Here is a 22,182-nt window from a genome sequence, read left to right as displayed (position 1 = left end):
GGCCTAGTTGCGACGCGCAAACGCCAAGCGACAGATGAAGACTAAAGCCTAGTCAGATAAGACAAGCCCCAGCTTTCGATTTGAGAGCTGGGGCTTCTTATTTTGAATTTTAGGCTTGCATTCTGAGAAAAAAGGTGTATAATGAGAATCAAATGAGAGAGAAGGAGGGCATTCGCCATGACATTTACTGCAACTCAAAGTTGGCAAAGCTGGCATAGATAAGTTGTGTGTATGTTCTGGAACATAGATGCAACTTTTAGCGTGGTCTAAGATGCATCTATGTTGGCGAATTTGTTCCCGATCAGGAGATTAAGAGCCGCATAGTCGCTACTATGTGGCTCTTTTTGTATCTTAGCTAGCTTTGACTTTTAATCAGATAGATAAGCAAAATTAGAGGAGGAACCCCTTATGACACAAGAATTAAGACAAACACCAACAGGATTTTTTGGAGAATTTGGCGGTAGCTATGTGCCACCAGTTGTTCAAGAGGCCTTGGACCAATTAGCGGAAGCCTATGACCGCTACAAGGATGACCCAGAATTTCTGGCTGAATACCACCATTATCTCAAGGACTACTCAGGTCGTGAGACCCCGCTCTACTATGCGGAGAGTTTGACCCAACATTTGGGTGGGGCTAAGATTTACCTCAAGCGTGAAGACCTCAATCACTTGGGGGCCCACAAACTCAACAATGTCATCGGGCAAATCCTATTGGCTAAGCGCATGGGCAAGAAGAAGGTCATTGCTGAAACTGGGGCTGGTCAACACGGGGTGGCGACTGCGGCTGCGGCGGCAAAGTTCGGTATGTCTTGTGACATCTACATGGGCGCCCTAGACGTAGAGCGTCAGCGTCTCAATGTCTTCCGCATGGAAATGCTGGGGGCCACCGTCCATGCCGTGCAAGAAGGGGAACGAACCCTCAAGGAAGCCGTTGACGCAGCCTTTGGAGCATGGATTCAAGGCATTGAGGACACCTTCTACGTTCTAGGTTCGGCTGTTGGCCCTCACCCTTATCCTTCCATGGTCAAGGACTTCCAGAAGGTCATTAGCCAAGAAGCTCGTCGTCAGATTCTGGAAAAAGAAGGGCGCCTGCCTGACATGGTCATTGCCTGTGTGGGTGGCGGCTCCAATGCCATCGGGGCCTTTGCTGAATTCTTACCTGATAGCCAGGTAGCCTTAGTGGGGGTTGAAGCAGCTGGCCATGGGCTCCAGACCGACCGTCATGCAGCGACCTTAACTCTGGGCACTGTCGGGGTTGTGGATGGTATGAAGACCTACGCGCTCTTCAATGAAGATGGCTCAGTGATGCCAGTCTATTCCATCTCGCCAGGGCTGGACTATCCTGGGGTAGGGCCAGAACATGCCTATCTCAAAGATGCAGGCCGAGCTCAATATGTGCCAGCAACAGATGCCGAAGCTGTTCAGGCCCTCTTGCTCTTAACCCGTCTGGAAGGCATTATTCCAGCTATTGAGAGCTCTCACGCTCTAGCGGAAGTCATTAAACGTGCCCCTCAGATGTCACCTGATCAAATCATTATCGTCAATGTATCCGGTCGTGGGGACAAGGACGTGGCGGCCATTGCCGACTACTTGCAAGCTCATCCAGAACTCAAATTATAAGCTAAAAGAGACAGACCTCTTAGAAGGTCTGTCTCTTTTGCTCTAGTGCGATTAATTCAAGAGGAGATGGGCTAGGCCTAGAGCTAGGAGTCCGGCTGTCATCAGGGCCACTTTGCCGCCTAAGTGGGCCAGCCAGATGTGGAGGCTGAGCTTGACAAAGACTAGCAAGCCCAGGACTAGCGAGAGGAGGCAGAGGGCTAGTAGCTTGATGGCGCGCGGAATTTGGAGCAAGCGGCTCATGGTTAGGACCTCCTAACTCTTGCTGGAGACAATCTTCTCGTAGCTGCGTGAGGTAATCAAGAAGACTAGGAAGTAGAAGAGGGTGATGGCCAGGGCGGTGCCAATAGTTGGAATCAAGATATCTTCTAGGCGCATAGCAGAAATCAAGCGCAGGATCAGACTCATCATGTGATAGGCGCCCGCCAGGTGGCAGAGGGCCAAGATAATTGGGGCGAAGAAGACCACAGTGATTTGCTTGCGGATGGTCTTGTGGATGGCTTGCTTGGTCAGACCGACCTTTTGAAGGATTTCAAAGCGATCCGCGTCTTCCAGGCCTTCAGAAATTTGCTTGTAGTAGATGGTCAAGGCTAGGCCCAGTAGGAAGATAGCTGCTAGGAAGATACCGATGAAGAAGATAGAACCAATCATCTGCATGTAGGAGTCGCGGATTTCCGCCTTAACCAGGAAGGAAGCATTAACGGGAATGCCTTCATCAACATGCACTGTTTTCAGCACTTCTTCAAGATGCTCGGCAGAAGCTAGTTGTTGGTCGTGACTGGCCTGGCTATTGGCATAGACCGTGTAACGGCTTATGAAGTTGGTGCCTGCCAGCTTATCTTGGATGACGGACAGGTCCGACACGACTAAGAGGGTCCGGTGGTCAACGAAGTTCATCGTGAAGTCTGGCGCCTTGGTCTCTAAGAGGTTAGAGGTCAGGTGTTCTTGAATCTGGAAGCTTTGGCCTGCCACTTGGATTTCTTGATTCTTGCGATCGGCCGCGCTGGCTTGATTGTCGAACCAGAGCACTTGGTTGGCTGCCAATTGATAGTTTTGGCCACTTAAGTGATTATAGTCGGCTAGGCTGATAATATTGAGGGTGGCACTTTCCTTGTCCGGATTATCATGTTTGACCATGCCAGTCTCGCTATCGACATGAACTTCTTGACCGGTAAAATCATGGCCATGGAATTTACCCATGACCTGGATGTAGTGGGTATGATCCATATCTACTAGGTCTAATTGATATTTCTGACCAAATTGACTTAATTGCTCTTCTAGCGTCTTGCTAGCATCCACACGAGGAAGCTGATAGGAGTAGTTGAGGCTGAGACTATAGTCAGTAGGATAGAAACGGTTAATGGCTGATTCGGTCCCTAGGAAGAGGGAAATCCCCGCTGATAAGGTCACCAGCGCCATGGTGGAGAGTAGGCAGATGGTTGCCAGTCCGACCCCATTTTTACGCATACGGAAGATCAGGTTAGAGGTGGAAATAAAGTTCTCTGGCTTATAGTAGTAGGACTTGCGGCCTTTGAGGAACTTGAGCAGGGTAATGGAGCCTGCCTGGAAGAGCAGGTAGGTCCCAGCTGTCACTAAGAGGACCGCCAGGAAGAATACCATGATGGCAGCCAGGGCATTTTCAATGCTTAAGGCCAAGTAGTAGCCATAGCCCATGAGGCCTAAGCCAATTAAGGCGCTGAGCCAGGTAAAGCGGCCCTTCTTCTCCCCGCGTCGACTTTCGCGAACTAACTGCAGGGGCTTGAGACGGAAAATCCGCCAACTATTAATGATAATTAGGCTTAAGTAGAGTAGGAGGATTAAAGTCAGGCAGGTCCACAAGTATTGGGGCTGGAACTTGGTATCCAATTCTAGGCTCAAATCCATAATCCGTTGATAGAGGGCAAGAATCAGGCGGTTGACCAGGGCACCACTGGCAATCCCAACTAGGGCCGAAAGGCCACTGAAGACGGTGATTTCAATCCACATGAGGGAGAGTAGGTGGCGGCGCTCAAGGCCTAGGATGCCGTAGAGGCCGTATTCCTTGGTTCTTTGCTTGAAGACGAAGCCGTTAGCATACCAGATAATAGCGGCCCCGGTAATGGCCAGGATAATCATGCCCAGAGCCAGAACGGTCACGATGGAAGGACCTCCCCGCAGGCTAGACAGGCTAGGATTAAAGGCCAGGGTGATGAAGTTATAGAGGAGGGCCACCGAGGTCACGAAGGCTAGGGCGAAGGGCCCATAGAGACGGTAATTCTTGCGCAGGTTGGCTAGCGCTAAGGGAAAGAGTACTTTGCTCATCTTACTCACCTCGACTTGCCATGGCGGTCAGGGTGTCACTAATTTGTTGGAAGAAGGCGGTGTCGGTCTTGTCCCCGCGGAAGAGTTGGTGGTAGAGAATACCGTCGCGAATGAAGAGGACCCGCTTAGCCTTGCTGGCAGCAGTTGTTGAGTGGGTGACCATGAGGATGGTTTGGCCCTGGCGGTTAATGGCTTCGAACTGGTCCAGAATCATGGCCGAGGACTTGGAGTCTAAGGCCCCTGTTGGTTCGTCGGCTAATAAGAGGGAAGGTTGGGTAATAATGGCCCGGCCAATGGCTACCCGTTGTTGTTGCCCGCCTGATAATTCATAGGGGAACTTATCTAAGAGGTCGCCAATGCCTAGTAGGTTAGCGACCGGCTTAACCCGGCTATCCATTTGCTTGGCAGGTTGGTTGGAGAGGACCAAGGGCAGGATCATGTTGTCCTTAACGGATAGGGTGTCTAAGAGGTTGAAGTCTTGGAAGACGAAGCCCAGCTCATTACGGCGAAAGGCTGCCACATCGGCTTGCTTAATGGTAGTGGTGTCTTGACCGTTGAGATAGACCAGGCCCTTAGTTGGCTGATCTAAAAGGGCCAAGATATTGAGTAGGGTGGTCTTACCAGAACCTGATTCCCCCATAATGGCCACATATTCACCTGCTTCGATCGAAAAGTGAATATCCTTAAGAGCTTGGACGGCTTGGCCGCCAAATCGTGTATGATATGTTTTTTGTACGTGTTGAACATCTAGTAAAGTCATGTCAGTCACTCCTTCTTGAGTTATTTGATAGTTTCATTATATAAAACCGGAAATTGCCTTACCTTAGCTTTGGCTTGCAATTTCCGGTTTAATCTTACATTATTGTCACTTTGGCAGTGACTGACTTAATCTTGGGCTAATTGTGCTTGATTCAAGTCCAATTGAACTTGAGTGCCTTGGCCCACTTGGGATTGAAGGTTTAGACCAATACCTAGATTGGCGGCGATGGCCTTGCAGAGGTAGAGGCCCAAGCCAGAGGATTGCTGGGAAACCCGGCCGTTAAAGCCTGTAAAGCCACGCTCAAAGACCCGAGGAATATCCTGGGCTTGGATGCCAATGCCTGTGTCGGCAATAGTCAAGATACCCTCTTGGATACTAATCTTAATGGTCCCTTGCGGGGTGTATTTGATAGCATTAGACAGGAGTTGCTCCAGAATGAGCTCCAGCCACTTGCGGTCGGTCACATAGACATAGTCCAGACCTTCCAATTCCAGGGTCAGGGGCTTATGGATAAAGAAGCTCGCGTATTTTTTGACCACTTGATTAACCAGGTCCTGAATCTTGACCGATTCTATCTGCAAATCTTGGTGGAAGGTATCCATACGCAGATAGTGTAAGACCAGGTCGACATATTGGCTAATCTTGAAGAGTTCCTGTTGCAGAAGGGGCCGGAGGGGACCCGTTGGATCCAGTTGCTCGACTAGGAGTTGGGCAGCCGACAGGGGTGTTTTGACCTGGTGGGCCCAGAGGGTATAGTAATCTAACTGTTCATGGTAGTTGGCTTGATAGGCTTGCTGGGCTTGGATCAGTTGGTGGTGAGCTTCTTGCAGGCCCTGCCAGATAGTCTGCTCAGCCAAAGTGGAATTGGAGTCCTTAAGATGGTGCTGGTGATTGGTCAGCTGTAGCTCAACCCGTTGAGTGTGGCGCCATTCCTTCCAGGCATCTAGGCCTGCCAGGGTCACTTGTAAGACCAGGCTTAGGGTCAAGATATAGAGGGCAAGGTCTTGGTATTGGGCAAAGGCAAAGGCCGAAATCAGCAGTAGACCGTCTTGCAAGAGGCTGCTGACTAGTAGCCAGCGGCGGTTGCGCAGCCAGGATAAGAAAAAATTAGGCTTCATGAGCAGTCACCAGGCCGTAGCCAATTCCTTTCTTGGTGTGGATGAAGTCCTCCAGGCCCACGCCTTCTAATTTCTTACGGAGACGGGCCATGTTAACACTGAGGGTGTTGTCGTCGATGAAGACTTCACTGGACCAGAGTTCCTGCATGAGTTGGTCGCGGCTGACATAGTGGCCAGCTGAGGCGAAGAGAACCCGCAGAATCTGGAATTCGTTCTTAGTTAAATCGACCAAGTTGCCCTGGTAGTGGAGTTGGGTGGTCTTGAGATTGAGCATGGCCCCGTGATACTCGGAAAACTCTGTCTCGGCGGTCAGCTCATAGGCCCGACGCATGAGGCCTTGGATTTTGGCTACCAGGACCATGCTGTCAAAGGGCTTGGTAATATAATCGTCTGCCCCCATATTGATGGACATGACGATCTCGGTAGCTTGGTCATGAGAGGACAGGAAGAGAATAGGGACATTGGAGACTTTGCGGATTTCCTGGCACCAGTAGTAGCCGTTAAAGAGGGGTAGGGTAATGTCTAGAATGACTAACTGGGGTGAGGTTTGCAGATAGAGGTCCAAAACCTTGTCAAATTCCTGGACTAGGATGACCTCATAGTGCCAGGTGGCGAGGATATTTTGGATGGATTGGGCGATAATAGGGTCGTCTTCGACCAGTAGAATCTTATACATGGGAGCCCTCCTTTGCTTCTATTATAGTGTAGCATAGGACGCCATAAGCGCCAAGTCTCAAGGGGGACAAGGAGAAATTTGCCAAATCCTAAAATAAATAGGCAAAAAGACTTTACTTTTGGAACTTGTTCCATTATAGTATCAGAGTGGTAGATTAATTAAGAAAATGATTAAGATGCTTTGCTTTCTTCTTGATTATTTGAATGATGTAATCCATAAAAAAATAAGGAGGAAAGTCATGTTAAACGGTACAGTGAAATTCTTTAACGTCGATAAGGGCTTTGGCTTCATCTCAGGGCAAGACGGGGTCGATGTTTTTGTACATTTCTCGAATATCCAAGCGGAAGGTTTCAAGACCTTGAATGAAGGCCAAGCGGTCTCCTATGACGTCCAAGAAACTTCGCGCGGTTTGCAGGCCATTAATGTGGTTGCTATCTAATTGATATAAGAAAAGGCTGGAAGCTCATTAGCTTCTAGCCTTTTGGTATTTTATAGCTTGCCTTGGCCTAATAAGTAGCCTAGGGCGACACAGGCTAAGCCTAGGACTAGACTGCTGGTCATATAAAGCAGGGCTTGGAGATAGTGACCTGCCTGCAGGAGTTTGAGATTCTCCAAGCTGAAGGTGGAGAAGGTGGTAAAGCCACCACAGAGACCGGTGATAAGCAACAACTGATCGCCCGGGAACCAGGCTTGACGCCCTAAACGCGCGCTCAACCAGCCAATCAAGAAACTACCGACTAAGTTGATGGCCCAAGTCTTAAGTGGAAAGCTGCCTTGATAAGGCAATAGCCCTAGCAAATAGCGTAAAATAGCCCCCAAGGCGCCACCGATACCTACTAATAAAAATTCCATGTCATCACCTCATGGCTAACAGTATAACAGACTGTCGGACCAGAGGAAAGTGTAAAAAAAGACTGGGAGCTAGTCCCAGTCTGCTAAAGATCTTATGGATTGACCACATATTCCGTCATGACATCTTCTTCACCTTGGCCGTAGTTGCCGGCGAAGTTAGGTGTGACTAAGGAAATGGTGCCATTCTTGTTGTGGAAGAGATAGTAGGCATAACCGAATTGGCGCTCATTACCATTGACAATGGCTTGTGGAATGAGGCGGGTGTTGACCTTAACTGTCCGGATACCAGAACCATCAGCCGAGTAGACCCGAATTTCTTTGGTTGGGCCGTCGACTACTTGGAAACGATAGGTGTTTTGCTTGCTATCGTTGAGGTAGTTGAAGGACATGGTATAGTTGGTGAATTCTAGGCTGTAATCACTTGGCGCATTGACTGTGTTCATGTGATAGGTCAACGGGCTTAAGTTTTTGGTGTCCACCCGGTAAGGGGCTTGATCTGCTGGTACGGCTTGGATGGTATTGTAGTCAGGTTTTTTGGTACCAGATTCCACATACTCGACATAAGGAGTAGCTGGATCTGGTTTTTGAAGGGTATTGGAAGCTAATTTAGGGAAAGCCAGGGAGATGGTCCCAAATTTGTTGTAGAAGAGGTAGAACTGGTGACCGCGAATGGCTAGGCCATTGCTTGGGTCGCTTGTTACCGTTACCCGAGTGTTAACATAAATTGTCCGCGTTCCTTCTTCAGGGTAGGCAGACTGAAGTTGGATGGTTTGGGTAGGGATTTGTTCAAAATTGACAGAATAGGAAATCCCTTGGGTATAGAGGGTTTTGCTATCAGCGTCTAGCTGGAAGGAATCAGGGTTGTAACCTAAATCAACGGCTGGACGTCCATAGGTACGATTGCCTAAGTTCTCTACTGGCACCCCATAGATGTAATCATCTTGGGCGGATGCTTGGCTGAGGGGTAGGGCTAATCCCAGCACCAATCCTAATGCCAAAATAAGCTTAATAAATCGTCGCATTATCATAACCTCCTTGATGCGAATGGCAACATGTTTACTTTATGTTCTTATTATAAATTTCTAGGCAAATAGATTCAAGGAAAAAAAGATGACTTTTTTGCGTTTTTCTAATGTCTTTTCTATGCAAAGGCTTGCTAAGGGTGCTATAATAGGAGTATCGATTATTTAAAACTCAGAATGGAGCGATTAAGACCATGTCAAAAACAATGGCGATTAACGCTGGTTCTTCAAGCTTGAAGTTCCAATTAATTGAAATGCCACAAGAAACGGTAGTTGCAAAAGGTTTGGTAGAGCGGATTGGTTTGGATAACTCAATCTTTGCGATCGAATACGGCGACGACCAAAAATTTGAACTTGTAGAAGAGATTGCGACCCACGACCGGGCAGTTGAACTCTTATTCGAACACTTAACCGAATTAGGGATTGTCAAAGACTACCACGAAATCACCGGGGCAGGTCACCGTGTCGTAGCAGGGGGCGAACTCTTCAAGGAATCTGCCTTAATCAATGATGAGGTCATCCAACAAGTTGCCGACTTAGGCGAATTTGCACCGCTCCACAACCCAGCGGAAGCTGCGGTAATGCGCGCCTTCAAGGAACGTTTACCAGAAATCACCATGGCAGCTGTCTTCGATACTTCTTTCCATACAACTATGCCAGCGGTTAACTACCTCTACAGCTTACCATACGAGTACTATGAAAAATTCAAGGCTCGTAAATACGGGGCTCACGGGACTAGCCACCACTACGTAGCACGTCGTGCAGCTGAAATGATGGGCAAAGACATCAAAGACCTCAAGATCATTACCTGCCACTTAGGGAACGGGGCTTCTATCACCGCTGTAGACGGCGGAATCTCTGTTGATACTTCTATGGGCTTCACACCATTAGCAGGCTTAACCATGGGGACTCGTACTGGGGATATCGATGCCTCTTTAGTAGCCTTCGTTATGCAAAAATTAGGCATCAGCGATGTAGCTGAAATGGTTAACATCCTTAACAAGAAGTCAGGTCTCTTGGGGATTTCTGGCGTATCAAGCGATATGCGTGACATCTTATCAGCAGCTGGTGAAGGCAACGAACGTGCCCAATTAGCTCACGATATCTTCGTCAACCGTATCCAAAAATACATTGGTCAATACATTGCGGTTATGAACGGGGTAGATGCCATTGTCTTCACTGCTGGGATTGGGGAGAATTCTATCCAAATCCGTGAGGAAGTCATCAAGGGCATCACTGCTTTCGGCTGTGACATTGATACTGAACGTAACAACACGCGTAAAGAAGCCATCATCTCACCAGAAGGTGCTAAGGTTACCGTCCTTAACGTACCTACTAACGAAGAAATGGAAATCGCTCGCGAAGTTGAGCGCCTAAAACAAGCTTAATAAGCGCATGACAAGGACTGGGACAGCTTGCCCAGTCCTTTTTTTGTCACCATATCAGTAGGCAATTTGTCAGTTTTTATGATACCGATATCAATCGTAAATCTTTCCCTTTATGAGCTTTACTTTTAGACTTGAAAACGCTAATATATAAGTGTAAGTACGTGTTGGAATCTTCATGTCATTATTATTGATTGTCACTTTGCCAACTTGAGATTCCGACAACATGTGCGAAGGGTAGAGAGACAATTAGCACTTATAGAAAGGAGACACAAGATGAAAAAATTCTTGAGTTTTGAGTTCTGGCAAAAGTTCGGTAAAGCCCTCATGGTCGTTATTGCCGTTATGCCAGCAGCTGGTCTTATGATCAGTATCGGGAAAACCTTAGCGATTAGCTTTGGGTCTATTCCATTTTTAGTTACTACCGGTGGTGTCTTAGAAAACATCGGTTGGGCAATCATTGTTAACTTGCACATTCTCTTCGCGCTTGCGATCGGGGGGAACTGGGCTAAGGACCGTGCGGGCGGTGCCTTCGCAGCAGGTTTGGCCTTCATCCTCATTAACCGTATTACGGGTGCAGTCTTCAACGTGAGCGACAAGATGCTCTTAGATGAAGCTTCTACCACCCATACCTTGTTTGGTACCCCAATCATGGTTAAAGGTTTCTTCACCAGCGTGTTGGGTGCACCTGCACTTAACATGGGGGTATTCGTTGGGATTATCTCAGGTTTCTTAGGGGCTAACGCCTACAACAAGTACTACAACTTCCGTAAGTTGCCTGATGCCTTGGCCTTCTTCAACGGGAAACGTTTCGTACCGTTTGTTATTATCTTATGGTCAGTGATTACTTCTTTAGTAATGGCAGTTGTATGGCCATTTATCCAAATCGGGATTAACAACTTTGGTCTCTGGATTGCAACTTCGCAAGACTCTGCACCAATTGTTTCACCATTTGTCTTCGGGACCTTGGAGCGTCTGCTCTTACCATTCGGTCTTCACCACATGTTAACAATCCCAATCAACTACACCGACTTAGGTGGGGTTTACCAAATCCTGTCTGGTGACAAGATTGGTGAAATCGTTCGCGGTCAAGACCCACTCTGGTTAGCATGGGCATCTGACTTAGCTCACTTCCGCAACATTGGCGACATGTCTCAAGTCGACCACATCTTGAAGAACTGGACTCCAGCTCGTTTCAAAGTAGGTCAAATGATTGGTTCTATGGGGACCCTCATGGGCTTGGCTTACGCTATGTACCGCAATGTGGATAAGGATAAATTGGCTGAATACCGCACCATGTTTATCTCTATCTGCTTGGCTGTCTTCTTAACAGGGGTTACCGAGCCAATCGAGTTCCTCTTCATGTTCGCGGCTATGCCATTATACTTGGTATATTCAGTGGTTCAAGGGGCATCCTTCGCTATGGCAGATATCTGGCCATTACGTGTTCACTCCTTCGGTTCTATCGAGCTCTTAACTCGTACACCAATGACTATTCAAGCAGGTTTGGCGATGGACTTAGTTCGCTTTGTCATCACGACTGTAGCCTTCGCTGTGATTATGTACTTCATCGCTGACTTCATGATTAAGAAGTTTAACTTTGCAACTCCAGGCCGTAACGGTAACTACGATTCCGGTACAACTGACAGCAAAGATTCAGGTGAAGCAAAACCAGCTGATGAACAAGTAACCACCATCATTGAACTCTTAGGTGGTCGCGAAAACATCGTGGATGTTGACGCCTGCATGACCCGTCTACGTGTCTCTGTTAAGGATCAAAGCAAGGTTGGTTCTGAAGAAGCTTGGAAGAAAGCCGGTGCTATGGGCTTAGTCCTCAAAGACACTGGGGTACAAGCTATCTACGGTCCTAAAGCCGATGTCCTCAAATCAGACATCCAAGACGCTTTAAGTCATTAATCATTACAAAAAGGTTGAAAGAGTGGCTCGCACCACTCTTTGACCTTTTTTTCATAGGAGGTAAATTATGAAATTATTGGACCTCAATACCCATAGTTGGATTGAAGTGGAGCAGGAGCGTAAGCTTCAGGAGTTGATTGACTTTATTCTGGCAGGCGACTATGACCTGATTACCCTCCAAGAAGTCAACCAAACCATGACGGCGCCTCTCTGGGAGCCAGATGCTTACTTCTGTCCGGTGGCTAAGCAACGTTCCATTAAGGAAGATAACTTTGCCCGCCTCTTAGTAGAAGGATTGCGACAAGCTGGCAAGGCCTACTACTGGGCCTGGGCAGATGCCCACATTGGCTTTGATCGCTATGATGAGGGTGTGGCCATCTTGTCTAAAGAGCCAATGCAGCCAGAAGCTTACTGGGTCTCTGCCATCCAAGACCGGACAGACTATCACACCCGAGTCCTCTTACGGGCACAGACTCATATTGGCGAGCGAGCTCTGCAAGTAGCCAGCGGCCATTTCTCCTGGTGGGATCCTGACAGTGATATTAGCTTTGGCTATGAATGGAAGAAGACGGAAACCATCCTACGTGGACATGCTGAGTTGCCATTGATTTTGATGGGTGACTTCAACAATCCGGCTGGCAAGCGCCAGGAAGGCTATGATTTGATTGCTGCCAGTGACCTTAAGCTCCAGGATGCTTTCCTAGTGGCTAAGGAAAAAGAGGGCGAGTTCACTGTCGAGAAAGCCATTGACGGCTGGGAAGGCAATGTGGACCAACTGCGAATTGACTTGGCCTTTTTGAGCCAAGACTTTGTGGTGGATAGCTACCGAGTTGTCTTAGACGGCAAGCGCGGTCCCGTCGTCAGCGACCACTTTGGCTTAGAAATCATTGCTCACTGGGCATAAAAATAAGAGAGAGGCTGAGATTCTATGAATCCGGCCTCTTCTTTGTTTTATTAACAAGGAAAAGCCAAGAGATCGGCCAGAAACCGGGAAAAGGGCGGAAAATCGGGAAAAAGCCGCGAGCCAGTGGCCCACTTTGAAGAGTGGACCACTGGCTGGGTCAGAAACCGGGGAAAAGGGCGGAAAACCGTGGGAAAGCCAGGAGCCAGTGGCCCACTCTGGAGAGTGGACCACTAGCTGGGTCAGAAACTGGGGGAAATGTCCAAAAACAGAGAGAAAGCTAGGAGCCAGTGGTCCACTCCGTCGAGTGGACCACTAGCTCGGCCAGAAACCGGGAAAAGGGCGGAAAACAGAGAGAAAGTCAGGAGCTAGTGGACCACTTTAAAGAGTGAACCACTAGCTCGGCTGGAAACGGGGATAATGCCTGAAAACCGGGAAAAAACCGCGAGCCACTGGCCCACTAGCTCAGTCAGAAACTGAGAAAAAGCCAGAAACTTCACCCAACAAAAAAGCGGCCGGCGTTGCCGGTCGCTTATGACTTATTTAGTAGGAGACCAGGTCTTGATGACTGGTTCTGCTTGGTTTTTGATGAAGGCATCATCCGTGATATAAGATACGACTGATACGACATAGTATTGATCTTTTTGGTCATTTGGTGAGAAGACATAGTAGACGATTTGGCTAGATAAGTCGGGATTATCGTTTGGCCCGTATTTTGCCTGAATCCTGATGGCTTCATCAGCAAAAGGCAACTTAGTCTTCGTGATCTCGATAAAGTAAGGGGTCAAGGTAGAGTTGACATGGAATACCTTATCCTTTGCGTGTAGTTCAAGATCAGTAGCCTTTTTCATGAATTCAGGCAGTTTTTCGCGTGGATAGGTATCTAGTTTCTCAAGGGTGACCACGACATCTTCGTTATTGCGGTCATATTGAAGCAGTCTACCTTCATATTCCTCCTTGTATTTAGTCAACTCTTTAAAATCTTCTGGCACATTGACCCAACCTGTTAGATCGCTCCCAACACGTTGGGATTTGCCTTCATTGTAAACTTCTTTCTTGGCTTCTTCGCGTAGCTTAGAGATAGACTCAACGGAAGAAGCGTTGTCCTGCTGACTTTGTTCTTCGGCTAAGATAGCAGTTGGCGCTAAGCTAGTAGCCAAAGCCAAACTTAAGAGGACGCTTTTCAATAATTTTTTAGTCATGTGATTCATCCTTTCTACTAGTTGGCTGGCTTAGCTTGCCATTTTTCTAAGTGCTTAACTAAGTTTTTAAGGGATTCTTCATTAGAGCTGAAGAAGGTCAAGCGCACGATACGGTTGGCATCATCAGGATGGGCGAAGTCAATGATGACGGACCGGCTATCATCTGATTTGGTCACATCAATTTGATAAACATAACCCAAAGGTTTGCCTAGGTTAACAGGGACAGTCGTCACCTTTTTGCCATGGGCTTTGAAGGCGTAGACGGACATGTCATTGTGGGCCATATAGTCCAGTGGCTTGAGTTTTTTGAATGCTTCAGGCAGGTCGCCTTCCTTGACGTCTTGGATATCGATGTAGAGTTCTTCTTGATTGTCTTTATCCAGGTAGTGAATGCTGGTATCCGAGGTATCGCCTTTTTGTTCTTGGAAATTACCAGGAAGGTTGAAGTAGCCGGCATTAGGAAGGCCTACTTGGACTGATTTAGCTTGGGATTCGTTAGATTTTTTGAAAAATGAGTCTTTGCTTGACTCCTTGGCAGATTCTTGGCTGGTGCTACTTGTAGCACTTGATTCAGTGGCTTGAGCTACTGTAGTTAAGGCTAAATGACCGGCCAAGGCTAAGCTAGCCAAAGCCAATAGAGGGATAGATCGTTTCATTGGAAACTCCTTTCGTTGACTTACTTGGTATCAGACCAAGTTTTAGTGAGGCTTGGTAGTAACTTGTCGATGCTGTCGTTATTAAAGTTGTAGACGCGAATCAAAAGCAATTTGGCGCCTGTGCTAGCAGGGGCTACATTGTAATTCATGAGGGTAGGGACTTTTTTGCCATCCATTTCAAGTAGGATGGTCGCCGTGAGCGTCATACCTGCCTTAGGATCATCGGCCTTGATTCGGTCGACAGCGACATAGCCGGCATTGCGCTTGCCCATTTCCTCACCCAGATAGCCCATGGTATAGAGGTAGACGTCTGAGTTGTCAGGAGCATCTGCTACTGGCTGATGAGGATCCAGGGAACGCAAGATGACCGTAATGCTACCGTCGGCATTGGCCCATTCCTTGTATTTTTCTTCGTCCTTGGTCTGGCTAAAGTCAGCCGGAATGGTGACATAGCCCATGGTGTCCGTTCCCACGCGTTGGGTTTGGTCCATATTGAGGGTTGGAGCCACAGGCGTTTTATTATCTTGGGCGTCTACACTGCTTGGCGTCAGGCCAGCCAGTCCTATTAAGACCAAGGTCAAGCTAATCAGGAGGCCACGCCAGAATTTTTTTCTAAGTTTCATGATCAGGCTCCTTTCTATTCATACTTGGTTGGGGACCAGGTAAACATAATAGGGGCTAATTTATCTAAGGCAGCCCGGTCAGGTCCGGTGATGGTCAGTAGAATGACATCTTCCTTATTGTTAAGGCGGAGATAGTAGAAAGTAGATTCGGACCGGTCAGGTAGGGTGGTCGCGACATGGTAGAAGGTCAAATTATTGACGGTCGCAAATTCTCCCATATTGTTGGTGCCACCTTGTCCAATCCGCTCGCGCAAATTGAGGAAGCCAATCCAATAGACGGGTGACAGGTCTTTGAAGTCTTGAGGAATTTTGTCGTCGGTCGGCGCCTTGACATCGCGAATGCCCCAGACGATTTCTTGGCCGCTGGCTTCATCGCGGAAGCGGTAGGCTTGTTCGTCCTTGCTTTGGCCTTCGACTGGCATGAAGCGAAGAGGAATTTGCAGATAGCCGGCATCTTCATTACCGTAAACCGCCGTTTTTTCACCGAAAACATTTTTGTCTTCGGCAGTTGGTGGGGGTGAATTGCTCTCTTGGGCATGAGCTGTCCCTGGGAGACCAGCTGTTAGGAGGCAGAGACTAAGTCCGGATAGTAGAAGTTTCCGGAGCCATGTATGACTCATAATCATCTTCCTTTCTCTAGCAAGTGCAAATCATTCTGAAAATGACACTTGACTATGCAACTATTATACCACTCTTTGAAAAGGGCTTCAAATCATGTCCTATAAGGCAAATGCCGACAAAAATAGCCCACCTCAAGTCAAGCACTTAGGTGGGCTATCTATCGAAATTATTTCATAAAGCGAGTCAGAACCAAGCTTAAGATGGCACTGAGGACGGAGACTAGAATGAGGAGACCCAGCAACCATTCAAATTGCTTGAGCACTACTAAGACTAGCCCCAAGAGAGCCAGACTGGCATAGGCTACGCTCAGAACAACAATCTCCCGATGGGAACTTAATTCTAAGAGTGTGACAATGTGGTCGCGGAACCAGTAGAGATAGCCGGCAAAAATCAGCAGACAGATGGGAATAAGGCTGAATAGGGCAGACATGAGAATCACCTACTTTTTCTTTTTCTTGAGCACTTGGCTTTTGAGTCTTGGACTGACTTGCTTGCTTGAAATTGGGGGCAGGGGGCTCTGGCGTAAGGCCAGGAAGATCAGAATCTGACGCAGGGCTTCATAGGCGATGGCCAGAGCTAGCAGAATTTCGAGGACTAGGGATTGGCTCACCCGTTGGCTGATCCCAATCAGAACGGCCAATAAGACAAAGACGAAGAGGCTGATGTTGACCTTGAGCTTGGATAAGTCAAAACGCTTGTAGAAGGTCGGATAGACAGCTAGGTCAGTAGTCAGACTTTGCCAATCAGCTTTTGGCGTCAACTTGGTCAAGTAGTACCAGGTCATGAGCCCATAGAGTCCGGCGCAAATGGCTAAATTGAGCCAGATAGAGCTATCGGGCGCTAGCGAAATCATGGCGAAGACAACCAGAATCAAGAAGTTACGATGATGGCAGGCTAGATAAATGGGGCGCTTTTGCTCTGGAATTAAGGCAAAGGCCTGACGCTGGGCGTCAAATAAATAGAGGGCTTGTTGCTTGTCATTAAATAATTCATTAAACATATAGCGAGTCCTTTCCTCTCTCTCTACTTCTATTATATGCCCCTTTTTATTTTCTTACAAGAGGGCAAGGAATAGAAAAAGGACAGGAAGCTGACTTCCTGTCCGGGGGGAATCTAAATTATTCTTCTAGGTAGGCTTGTTGTTCGTTAGAGATCGCCATGAGCTTATCACGCAACTGACCTTCCATGAGCTGGAGTTCCTGTTCGGCGATTTGACGTTGACGACGTCCTTCGCGTTGGATTTCCAGAGTTTGTTCGATGGTTTCAATCAAACTGTTTTGAGTATGTTGTAAGGTCTCGATATCAATAACACCTCGTTCGGATTCGCGGGCTGTATCAATTGCTGATTGTTTGAGCATGTCGGCATTACGTTTGAGCAAGTCGTTAGTGGTTTGTGAGACTTGGCGTTGGCTAACCGCGGCATTTTGCTGGCGGAGTAGGGTCAAGGCAATCATGACTTGGTTCTCCCAAAGCGGAATGGCCGTGTGGACGGAGACTTGGATCTTCTCAGCTAGGGCCTGGTTGGTGTTTTGGATCATGCGGATTTGTGGCGCTTGTTGGACCGTCATTTGGCGGGTTAAGCGCAGGTCGTGGGTCCGTTTGTCCAAGCGGTCTAGGAATTGGTTGAGGTCGTTGACGGTTTGGACGTCCATTTGGTCACCGGAAGCCTTGGCCTTTTCGATAGCCGCAGGGATAATCTCTTCTTGCAATTCCTGCATCTTAAGCTCGCCGGCTGCGATGTAGATGTTGAGGGCTTCGAAGTAGTCCTTGTTCTTCTGATAGAGTTGTTCCAACATGAGGTTGTCGTTGAGTAACTCATTCTTCTCGCGTTCTAGGCGGATGGCCACGCGGTCAATGGAAGTGCCAATCTTCTGGTAGCGGGCTTGTGTTTCGGCAATGGAAGCCTTAATCTTACCAAAGAATTTTTGGAAGATATTAGGAGAGGCCGTTAAGTCACGCGGGTTAGAAGATTCCAGTTGGTGCATGAGGTCGGTTAGGACGTCGGCAATTTCACCTGTATCCTTGAGTTGGACCTTGTTGAGCATGCCATGGGAGAACTCACTTAGTTTCTTCTGGGCATTGGAGCCGTAGGCGATGACGGCACTCATATTCTGCTCGTCAATTTGCTTAGCCAAATCATAGGCCTGTTGCTGGCGATGTTCTGGCAGGCGGTCAATCAGCTTTTCAGTGGTAACGGCCCGCTTAGCCATCATTTCGGCATCCACTAGGTCATTGTGAGGGGAGGCAGGGCTAGGCGTTTGTTCTAGGTCGAAGGGATTATCCAGCAAGTCTTCTACCGTACTGGTTTTAGGTGTTTGGGCTTGCATTTCTTCAAATAAATCGGGACGTTGTGACATTAGGCTTCATCCTTTCCGAGGTTAATGATATCTTCAACACTTTCGTCTGATTGGAGCGCTTCTTGGCTCTTAAGGGTGCGATTGGCTACATAGAGTTCATCTTCCATGGCCTTGAGATCTTCCTGGTGGAAGTGGACATAGGCATCGTTAATGGATTGACAGAGCTTCTCAATAGTGGCCGCAGATTTTTCCAAAATCATGTAGGTTTGCTTGTTCTTGGCAACGTGGCCGTTAATTTCGTTATACTTCTTAAGAATATCTTCTAGGGAAGGCAGGTACTTATAGAGGAAGTCACTGGCTTCGACCAGGCGTTTTGGCTGGTTGACGATGTCCTTGAAGTAGTTTTGGCAGACCTTGACGGTATTGTAGCGGACCTCTAGGGTACGGAGCTTAGCGTTTTGGTTGAATTCGCGCTCGATGCTTTGGATTTGAGGCTTGGCAGTAGCCAGTTGCTCACGTAGGAATTGAATTTCTTGGTCCGACAGACCTGCTTGGCGGTAGTGTTGGACCTTGTTGCTGCTTGTGTGAGCAACAAAAGTCTTATAGGGGTTTTCTTCGCTAGGACCGGCAAACTTGACTAGAACCACCAAGCCGGTCACACAAGCCAAGCCGAATAGCTCTAGGAAGATGAGAGCGATGATCCATTCAAAGTCTAAATGGTTGCCTGAGACAATGGCATTGACAGCCAGAATGGTGCAGGCAATGCCAATATAGAAGAAGTAACGGACCCAGTCAGCAGGTTTGAGCTTATTAATCTGCTGGAAGCCAGTGGCTAGGATCAGAAGGCCCAGTCCATAGAGGACGAAAGCCAGGACTAGACGTGTGGCTAAGCCATAGCCTCCAGCAAATAAGTTCTTGAATAGGAAATTCAAGATGAAGAATAGGCCGATGCCAAGACCGGCACGACGTTGAATACTTTTTTTATATGCTGCCAAACGGCTGGAGAAATCTAAGTTTCGATAAGCTAAGTGGAGGACAAGGGAAGTGACAATCAAAGGACTGACAATTATTAATTGACCTGGTAACCACATATTCAAAACCTCCTTATTCGTTTTACTGTCTCTATTGTAGCACAGGACCTGGACTTGTGTATCGGACTTGAGGCCTATTTTTAAGTAAGACTTAAGCCGTGGCCTTTTTCTTGCTTTATGACAGGGGAGAGGCTATGCTAGAGTCAAGTAGTAAAAGGAGGTCTGCTCTATGAAAATTGCAGCCAATGAAGTCAGCTTTAATCAATCATCCCGCATGGTGTCGACCCAGTTAATCTTTGATGGCGTCATTCTGCAAACCTACCTTAATCAGGTAAGATTGGACCAAGGCCAGGTGGTCGAGCGTGAGCTTATCCATAAGAAACCGGCGGTAGCTATTCTAGCCGTTACGCCTGAAGACAAGGTCCTCTTAGTCAAGCAGTACCGGGCGGCAATCGACTCTGATACCTATGAAATTCCAGCTGGGATTCTGGATAAAGGCGATCAGGACCAGCCCCTAGAAGGTGCCAAGCGTGAGTTGGAGGAAGAAACCACCTATCAGGCAGCCAACTGGCAGAATCTGGGCGACTTCTATGCCTCACCAGGCTTCCTAGACGAGAAGTTAACCCTCTATTATGCCCATGGTCTGGTCTCAGTCGAAAATCCACTGCCTCAGGATGATGATGAGGGCATTGAACTCTTTGAAATGACTCGTCAGCAAGTCCAAGAGCTACTGGACCAAGGCCAAATTATTGACCTTAAGACCCTCTACGCCCTCCAACTCTGGTTAGGAGGAGGTGGCTTGCATGCCTGAGACCGAAACGCGCATGTCCCGCTACCACGGCAAGGACAAGCACCGACGGGAATATGAAGACTATGTCAAGGGAGGCGCCAGCCAAGAAAGCAAGCAAGCGGATTGGCCAAGCCTAGAAGACCAAGACCAGGACTTAGGCCAAACTCAGGTCTACTCTAGTAAGAATTGGCAAGAAGATCCCTATGCCTATCATGAAGTGGAGGAAATCCCGCAAGCGTCCCATCACCAAGACTATTCAGCTTATGAAGATTCATCTTATGGGACTGAGACCTACCAGGATGAGGACTACGACTATGATGAGCATCAGGCCTATGTGGCTTATAACGAATATGAAGAATATGACGAATATGATGAAGAGCCCGCGCCTGCTAGCAAGCCCACCAAAGTCAAGGGACCTTATAGCTTGCGACTGGATCGTTTCCTTAATAATGCCCTGATACTGGTAGCTGTCTTGCTGCTCATTGTCATGGTGATTATGTTTGTATTTTAATTAGAAAAAGGAGTTAATCTATGAAAATCGGACTTATTGGCGCCATGGAAGAAGAAATCCGCCTACTTAAGCAAGCCCTCCAGCAAGAATCAGAGCAAGTTGTGGCCGGCTATACCTTCTACCAAGGTCAACTTTCTGGCCAGGACGTCGTCTTGGTCCAATCCGGGATTGGGAAGGTTAATGCCGCCATGACGGTGACCTTGCTCAAGCAGCTTTTTGATGTGGACCTGGTCATCAACACCGGGAGCGCCGGCGCCCTGGGCCACGGCCTCAAGGTAGGGGACGTGGTGGTAGCGGACCAACTGCGCCATCATGATGCGGATGTGACAGCCTTTGGCTATCAAATCGGTCAAATGGCCGGTATGCCAGTAGCTTATGAGACCCACTCAGCCTTATCAGACTTGGCAGCCCAACTCTACCAAGCCAAGGGCAAGCAAGTCTATCGTGGCCTGATTGTCTCAGGCGATGCCTTCGTGGCGGGGCCAAGTCAACAGGCTCCAATCAAGGCCAATTTCCCTCAGGCCTTAGCCTGTGAAATGGAGTCGGCCGCCATTGCGCAAGCCGCTTATGTGCTAGGGATTCCTTGTGTGGTCATTCGGGCTATCTCGGACTCTGCCGATGACCAAGCTAACATCACTTTCGATGAGTTTATTCTCTTAGCTGGTAAGGAATCTGCTAACTTGGTCATGGAACTCTTGGAGCGTATGGGGGAAGCTAGTTAATGAAACGATGTAAATGACCACCTAGAGTCCTGTGACTTTAAGTAGGAGTGACTAGGCTAAAATATTTGCACGACAAGACTTGTCAGGGCCAAAAGAATTTGCTATAATCGTAAGAGTGTAAAATAATGCAGCATAAAAAAGGAAAGCGCGTCAACAGTTGATTGCCCCCTTGGGGTAGGTTAGTAACTGCGGCTGCAGAAAAGCGAACGCCTCACATCACCTGCACGCATTCGGTTTTTTAGGATTATTTTACTCCAAACAAAAATCTATTTTATTGGAGGAATTCAAGAATGTCTCGTTACACAGGTCCATCTTGGAAATTATCTCGCCGCTTAGGCATCTCATTATCTGAAACTGGTAAAGAGTTAGCACGTCGCAACTACGCACCAGGTCAACACGGCAACCAACGTAAGAAAATCTCTGAGTATGGTTTGCAATTACAAGAAAAACAAAAATTACGCCACACTTACGGCATGAACGAGCGTCAATTCGCGACCTTGTTCCGCAAAGCTGGTAAGATCAAAACCGGTAAACACGGTGAAAACTTCATGGCTTTATTGGAAACTCGTTTGGACAACTTGGTATACCGTTTAGGTTTTGCTACCACTCGTCGTCAAGCTCGTCAATTAGTAAACCACGGTCACGTGACTGTTGACGGCAAGCGTGTGGACATTCCTTCTTACTTGGTAACACCAGGTCAAGTGATTGGTTTGCGTGAATCTTCTCGCGACTTAGCAATCATCAAGGAAGCTTTGGAAAACACTGTTTCTCGTTTAGACTTCGTTTCTTACGATGCAGCTGCTTTCGAAGGGACTTTGACTCGCTTACCAGAACGTAGCGAACTTAACGCTGAAATCGACGAAGCCCTCGTCGTTGAATACTACAACAAATTAGGCTAAGCCTAGCCTTTAAGAAAACACGCCGGTTGACGGCGTGTTTTTTTGTTCTATCAGATTGAAAGGGAAGGGGACTAGCAAGACATCTATTTGCTTTGGAGAGTGAGATTGTTAGGTAAGATAAATTAATGAAAACATGATGCAATTTATCGAAATCCTATCTAATAGCTAGGGACAAGTTTGAAAATTAATCTATTTAAATGATAGCAATTAATCATTAGTTTTATTCAGAGCAATAACTTCCGGATTAAAATTAAAAAAAGATTAGAATTTAATGTTGACTC

Annotated in this window: 23 protein-coding genes and 1 pseudogene; 9 read left to right on the top strand and 15 right to left on the bottom strand. The window is 47.6% G+C overall.

The annotated features are described in order from the left end of the window. Positions 1-408 precede the first annotated feature (408 nt). Positions 409-1,620: a tryptophan synthase subunit beta gene (gene trpB / locus ACO53F_RS03725; RefSeq protein WP_314943288.1), complete on the top strand. Its 1,212-nt coding sequence runs from the start codon at positions 409-411 to the stop codon at positions 1,618-1,620. Positions 1,621-1,671: 51 nt separating this feature from the next. On the opposite strand, the gene ACO53F_RS03720 is transcribed toward trpB, so the two are convergent. From ACO53F_RS03720 to ACO53F_RS03700, 5 genes are all read right to left on the bottom strand, one after another. Then, positions 1,672-1,860, bottom strand: coding sequence for a hypothetical protein (locus ACO53F_RS03720; RefSeq protein WP_485137355.1), 189 nt, complete (start codon positions 1,858-1,860; stop codon positions 1,672-1,674). Positions 1,861-1,872: 12 nt separating this feature from the next. After that, complete coding sequence (locus ACO53F_RS03715) at positions 1,873-3,918, bottom strand: FtsX-like permease family protein (protein ID WP_485137354.1); 2,046 nt, start codon at positions 3,916-3,918, stop codon at positions 1,873-1,875. Between the two features lies 1 nt (position 3,919). Beyond that, positions 3,920-4,678: an ABC transporter ATP-binding protein gene (locus ACO53F_RS03710; protein ID WP_023391891.1), complete on the bottom strand. Its 759-nt coding sequence runs from the start codon at positions 4,676-4,678 to the stop codon at positions 3,920-3,922. Positions 4,679-4,803: 125 nt separating this feature from the next. Further along, positions 4,804-5,796, bottom strand: coding sequence for a sensor histidine kinase (locus ACO53F_RS03705; protein ID WP_485137353.1), 993 nt, complete (start codon positions 5,794-5,796; stop codon positions 4,804-4,806). After that, the gene (locus tag ACO53F_RS03700) at positions 5,786-6,472 is read right to left on the bottom strand and encodes a response regulator transcription factor (RefSeq protein WP_023391893.1); all 687 of its coding nucleotides are present in this window, start codon (positions 6,470-6,472) and stop codon (positions 5,786-5,788) included. The genes ACO53F_RS03705 and ACO53F_RS03700 overlap by 11 nt, the downstream gene beginning before the upstream one ends. Positions 6,473-6,710: 238 nt before the next feature. On the opposite strand from ACO53F_RS03700, the gene ACO53F_RS03695 reads away from it, so the two are divergent. Continuing rightward, positions 6,711-6,911 carry a cold-shock protein gene (locus ACO53F_RS03695; protein ID WP_298076838.1) on the top strand — a complete coding sequence of 67 codons (201 nt, stop codon included), beginning with the start codon at positions 6,711-6,713 and terminating at the stop codon, positions 6,909-6,911. Positions 6,912-6,961: 50 nt separating this feature from the next. On the opposite strand, the gene crcB is transcribed toward ACO53F_RS03695, so the two are convergent. Further along, a complete protein-coding gene (gene crcB / locus ACO53F_RS03690) occupies positions 6,962-7,324 on the bottom strand; it encodes a fluoride efflux transporter CrcB (protein ID WP_485137352.1) in 363 nt (120 codons plus the stop codon). A 92-nt stretch (positions 7,325-7,416) separates the two neighbouring features. After that, positions 7,417-8,346, bottom strand: coding sequence for a hypothetical protein (locus tag ACO53F_RS03685; RefSeq protein WP_485137351.1), 930 nt, complete (start codon positions 8,344-8,346; stop codon positions 7,417-7,419). Between the two features lie 194 nt (positions 8,347-8,540). On the opposite strand from ACO53F_RS03685, the gene ACO53F_RS03680 reads away from it, so the two are divergent. The 3 genes and pseudogenes from ACO53F_RS03680 (at position 8,541) to ACO53F_RS03670 (ending at position 12,552) form a co-directional block, all read left to right on the top strand. Then, the gene (locus ACO53F_RS03680) at positions 8,541-9,734 is read left to right on the top strand and encodes an acetate/propionate family kinase (RefSeq protein WP_485137350.1); all 1,194 of its coding nucleotides are present in this window, start codon (positions 8,541-8,543) and stop codon (positions 9,732-9,734) included. A 273-nt stretch (positions 9,735-10,007) separates the two neighbouring features. Then, a pseudogene (locus ACO53F_RS03675) lies at positions 10,008-11,639 on the top strand (PTS transporter subunit IIBC); the annotation flags it as partial. Positions 11,640-11,715: 76 nt separating this feature from the next. Beyond that, positions 11,716-12,552, top strand: coding sequence for an endonuclease/exonuclease/phosphatase family protein (locus ACO53F_RS03670; RefSeq protein WP_485137349.1), 837 nt, complete (start codon positions 11,716-11,718; stop codon positions 12,550-12,552). A gap of 536 nt (positions 12,553-13,088) precedes the next feature. On the opposite strand, the gene ACO53F_RS03665 is transcribed toward ACO53F_RS03670, so the two are convergent. From ACO53F_RS03665 to ACO53F_RS03630, 8 genes are all read right to left on the bottom strand, one after another. Further along, positions 13,089-13,751: a hypothetical protein gene (locus tag ACO53F_RS03665; protein WP_485137348.1), complete on the bottom strand. Its 663-nt coding sequence runs from the start codon at positions 13,749-13,751 to the stop codon at positions 13,089-13,091. A 17-nt stretch (positions 13,752-13,768) separates the two neighbouring features. Then, positions 13,769-14,407, bottom strand: a complete 639-nt coding sequence (locus tag ACO53F_RS03660; protein WP_485137347.1) for a hypothetical protein — start codon at positions 14,405-14,407, stop codon at positions 13,769-13,771. Positions 14,408-14,427: 20 nt separating this feature from the next. After that, a complete protein-coding gene (locus tag ACO53F_RS03655; RefSeq protein ID WP_485137346.1) occupies positions 14,428-15,030 on the bottom strand; it encodes a hypothetical protein in 603 nt (200 codons plus the stop codon). 14 nt (positions 15,031-15,044) lie between these two features. Next, on the bottom strand, positions 15,045-15,650 hold the full coding sequence (locus ACO53F_RS03650) for a hypothetical protein (protein ID WP_485137345.1): 606 nt from the start codon (positions 15,648-15,650) through the stop codon (positions 15,045-15,047). Positions 15,651-15,817: 167 nt separating this feature from the next. Further along, the gene (locus ACO53F_RS03645; protein WP_035364200.1) at positions 15,818-16,081 is read right to left on the bottom strand and encodes a hypothetical protein; all 264 of its coding nucleotides are present in this window, start codon (positions 16,079-16,081) and stop codon (positions 15,818-15,820) included. 9 nt (positions 16,082-16,090) lie between these two features. After that, the gene (locus ACO53F_RS03640; RefSeq protein ID WP_485137344.1) at positions 16,091-16,651 is read right to left on the bottom strand and encodes a hypothetical protein; all 561 of its coding nucleotides are present in this window, start codon (positions 16,649-16,651) and stop codon (positions 16,091-16,093) included. A gap of 118 nt (positions 16,652-16,769) precedes the next feature. Then, positions 16,770-18,008, bottom strand: coding sequence for a toxic anion resistance protein (locus ACO53F_RS03635; protein WP_485137343.1), 1,239 nt, complete (start codon positions 18,006-18,008; stop codon positions 16,770-16,772). Continuing rightward, positions 18,008-19,039: a 5-bromo-4-chloroindolyl phosphate hydrolysis family protein gene (locus tag ACO53F_RS03630; RefSeq protein ID WP_485137342.1), complete on the bottom strand. Its 1,032-nt coding sequence runs from the start codon at positions 19,037-19,039 to the stop codon at positions 18,008-18,010. The genes ACO53F_RS03635 and ACO53F_RS03630 overlap by 1 nt, the downstream gene beginning before the upstream one ends. 169 nt (positions 19,040-19,208) lie before the next feature. Here ACO53F_RS03630 and ACO53F_RS03625 point away from each other — a divergent pair, with 169 nt between their 5' ends. The 4 genes from ACO53F_RS03625 to rpsD all read left to right on the top strand — a co-directional run bounded on the left by ACO53F_RS03625 (position 19,209) and on the right by rpsD (position 21,901). Then, a complete protein-coding gene (locus ACO53F_RS03625; protein WP_485137341.1) occupies positions 19,209-19,790 on the top strand; it encodes an NUDIX hydrolase in 582 nt (193 codons plus the stop codon). Further along, positions 19,783-20,280 (top strand): hypothetical protein, encoded by a 498-nt coding sequence (locus ACO53F_RS03620; protein ID WP_485137340.1) that lies wholly within the window; start codon positions 19,783-19,785, stop codon positions 20,278-20,280. Before ACO53F_RS03625 ends, ACO53F_RS03620 begins: the two co-directional genes overlap by 8 nt. Before the next feature lie 20 nt (positions 20,281-20,300). Next, entirely contained in the window at positions 20,301-21,002 is a 702-nt protein-coding gene (locus ACO53F_RS03615) for a 5'-methylthioadenosine/adenosylhomocysteine nucleosidase (protein WP_485137339.1), read from the top strand. A 290-nt stretch (positions 21,003-21,292) separates the two neighbouring features. Beyond that, positions 21,293-21,901 carry a 30S ribosomal protein S4 gene (rpsD, locus tag ACO53F_RS03610; protein WP_023391913.1) on the top strand — a complete coding sequence of 203 codons (609 nt, stop codon included), beginning with the start codon at positions 21,293-21,295 and terminating at the stop codon, positions 21,899-21,901. Positions 21,902-22,182: the final 281 nt, after the last annotated feature.

The organism is Abiotrophia sp. (assembly GCF_057275535.1).
This window is presented reverse-complemented; position numbering and strand designations above follow the sequence as displayed.

Bases quoted from the DNA above. Each gene is read 5' to 3' on its own strand.
- trpB (WP_314943288.1), top strand. From the start codon at position 409: ATGACACAAGAATTAAGACAAACACCAACAGGATTTTTTGGAGAATTT.
- ACO53F_RS03720 (WP_485137355.1), bottom strand. From the start codon at position 1,860: ATGAGCCGCTTGCTCCAAATTCCGCGCGCCATCAAGCTACTAGCCCTC.
- ACO53F_RS03715 (WP_485137354.1), bottom strand. From the start codon at position 3,918: ATGAGCAAAGTACTCTTTCCCTTAGCGCTAGCCAACCTGCGCAAGAAT.
- ACO53F_RS03710 (WP_023391891.1), bottom strand. From the start codon at position 4,678: ATGACTTTACTAGATGTTCAACACGTACAAAAAACATATCATACACGA.
- ACO53F_RS03705 (WP_485137353.1), bottom strand. From the start codon at position 5,796: ATGAAGCCTAATTTTTTCTTATCCTGGCTGCGCAACCGCCGCTGGCTA.
- ACO53F_RS03700 (WP_023391893.1), bottom strand. From the start codon at position 6,472: ATGTATAAGATTCTACTGGTCGAAGACGACCCTATTATCGCCCAATCC.
- ACO53F_RS03695 (WP_298076838.1), top strand. From the start codon at position 6,711: ATGTTAAACGGTACAGTGAAATTCTTTAACGTCGATAAGGGCTTTGGC.
- crcB (WP_485137352.1), bottom strand. From the start codon at position 7,324: ATGGAATTTTTATTAGTAGGTATCGGTGGCGCCTTGGGGGCTATTTTA.
- ACO53F_RS03685 (WP_485137351.1), bottom strand. From the start codon at position 8,346: ATGCGACGATTTATTAAGCTTATTTTGGCATTAGGATTGGTGCTGGGA.
- ACO53F_RS03680 (WP_485137350.1), top strand. From the start codon at position 8,541: ATGTCAAAAACAATGGCGATTAACGCTGGTTCTTCAAGCTTGAAGTTC.
- ACO53F_RS03670 (WP_485137349.1), top strand. From the start codon at position 11,716: ATGAAATTATTGGACCTCAATACCCATAGTTGGATTGAAGTGGAGCAG.
- ACO53F_RS03665 (WP_485137348.1), bottom strand. From the start codon at position 13,751: ATGACTAAAAAATTATTGAAAAGCGTCCTCTTAAGTTTGGCTTTGGCT.
- ACO53F_RS03660 (WP_485137347.1), bottom strand. From the start codon at position 14,407: ATGAAACGATCTATCCCTCTATTGGCTTTGGCTAGCTTAGCCTTGGCC.
- ACO53F_RS03655 (WP_485137346.1), bottom strand. From the start codon at position 15,030: ATGAAACTTAGAAAAAAATTCTGGCGTGGCCTCCTGATTAGCTTGACC.
- ACO53F_RS03650 (WP_485137345.1), bottom strand. From the start codon at position 15,650: ATGAGTCATACATGGCTCCGGAAACTTCTACTATCCGGACTTAGTCTC.
- ACO53F_RS03645 (WP_035364200.1), bottom strand. From the start codon at position 16,081: ATGTCTGCCCTATTCAGCCTTATTCCCATCTGTCTGCTGATTTTTGCC.
- ACO53F_RS03640 (WP_485137344.1), bottom strand. From the start codon at position 16,651: ATGTTTAATGAATTATTTAATGACAAGCAACAAGCCCTCTATTTATTT.
- ACO53F_RS03635 (WP_485137343.1), bottom strand. From the start codon at position 18,008: ATGTCACAACGTCCCGATTTATTTGAAGAAATGCAAGCCCAAACACCT.
- ACO53F_RS03630 (WP_485137342.1), bottom strand. From the start codon at position 19,039: ATGTGGTTACCAGGTCAATTAATAATTGTCAGTCCTTTGATTGTCACT.
- ACO53F_RS03625 (WP_485137341.1), top strand. From the start codon at position 19,209: ATGAAAATTGCAGCCAATGAAGTCAGCTTTAATCAATCATCCCGCATG.
- ACO53F_RS03620 (WP_485137340.1), top strand. From the start codon at position 19,783: ATGCCTGAGACCGAAACGCGCATGTCCCGCTACCACGGCAAGGACAAG.
- ACO53F_RS03615 (WP_485137339.1), top strand. From the start codon at position 20,301: ATGAAAATCGGACTTATTGGCGCCATGGAAGAAGAAATCCGCCTACTT.
- rpsD (WP_023391913.1), top strand. From the start codon at position 21,293: ATGTCTCGTTACACAGGTCCATCTTGGAAATTATCTCGCCGCTTAGGC.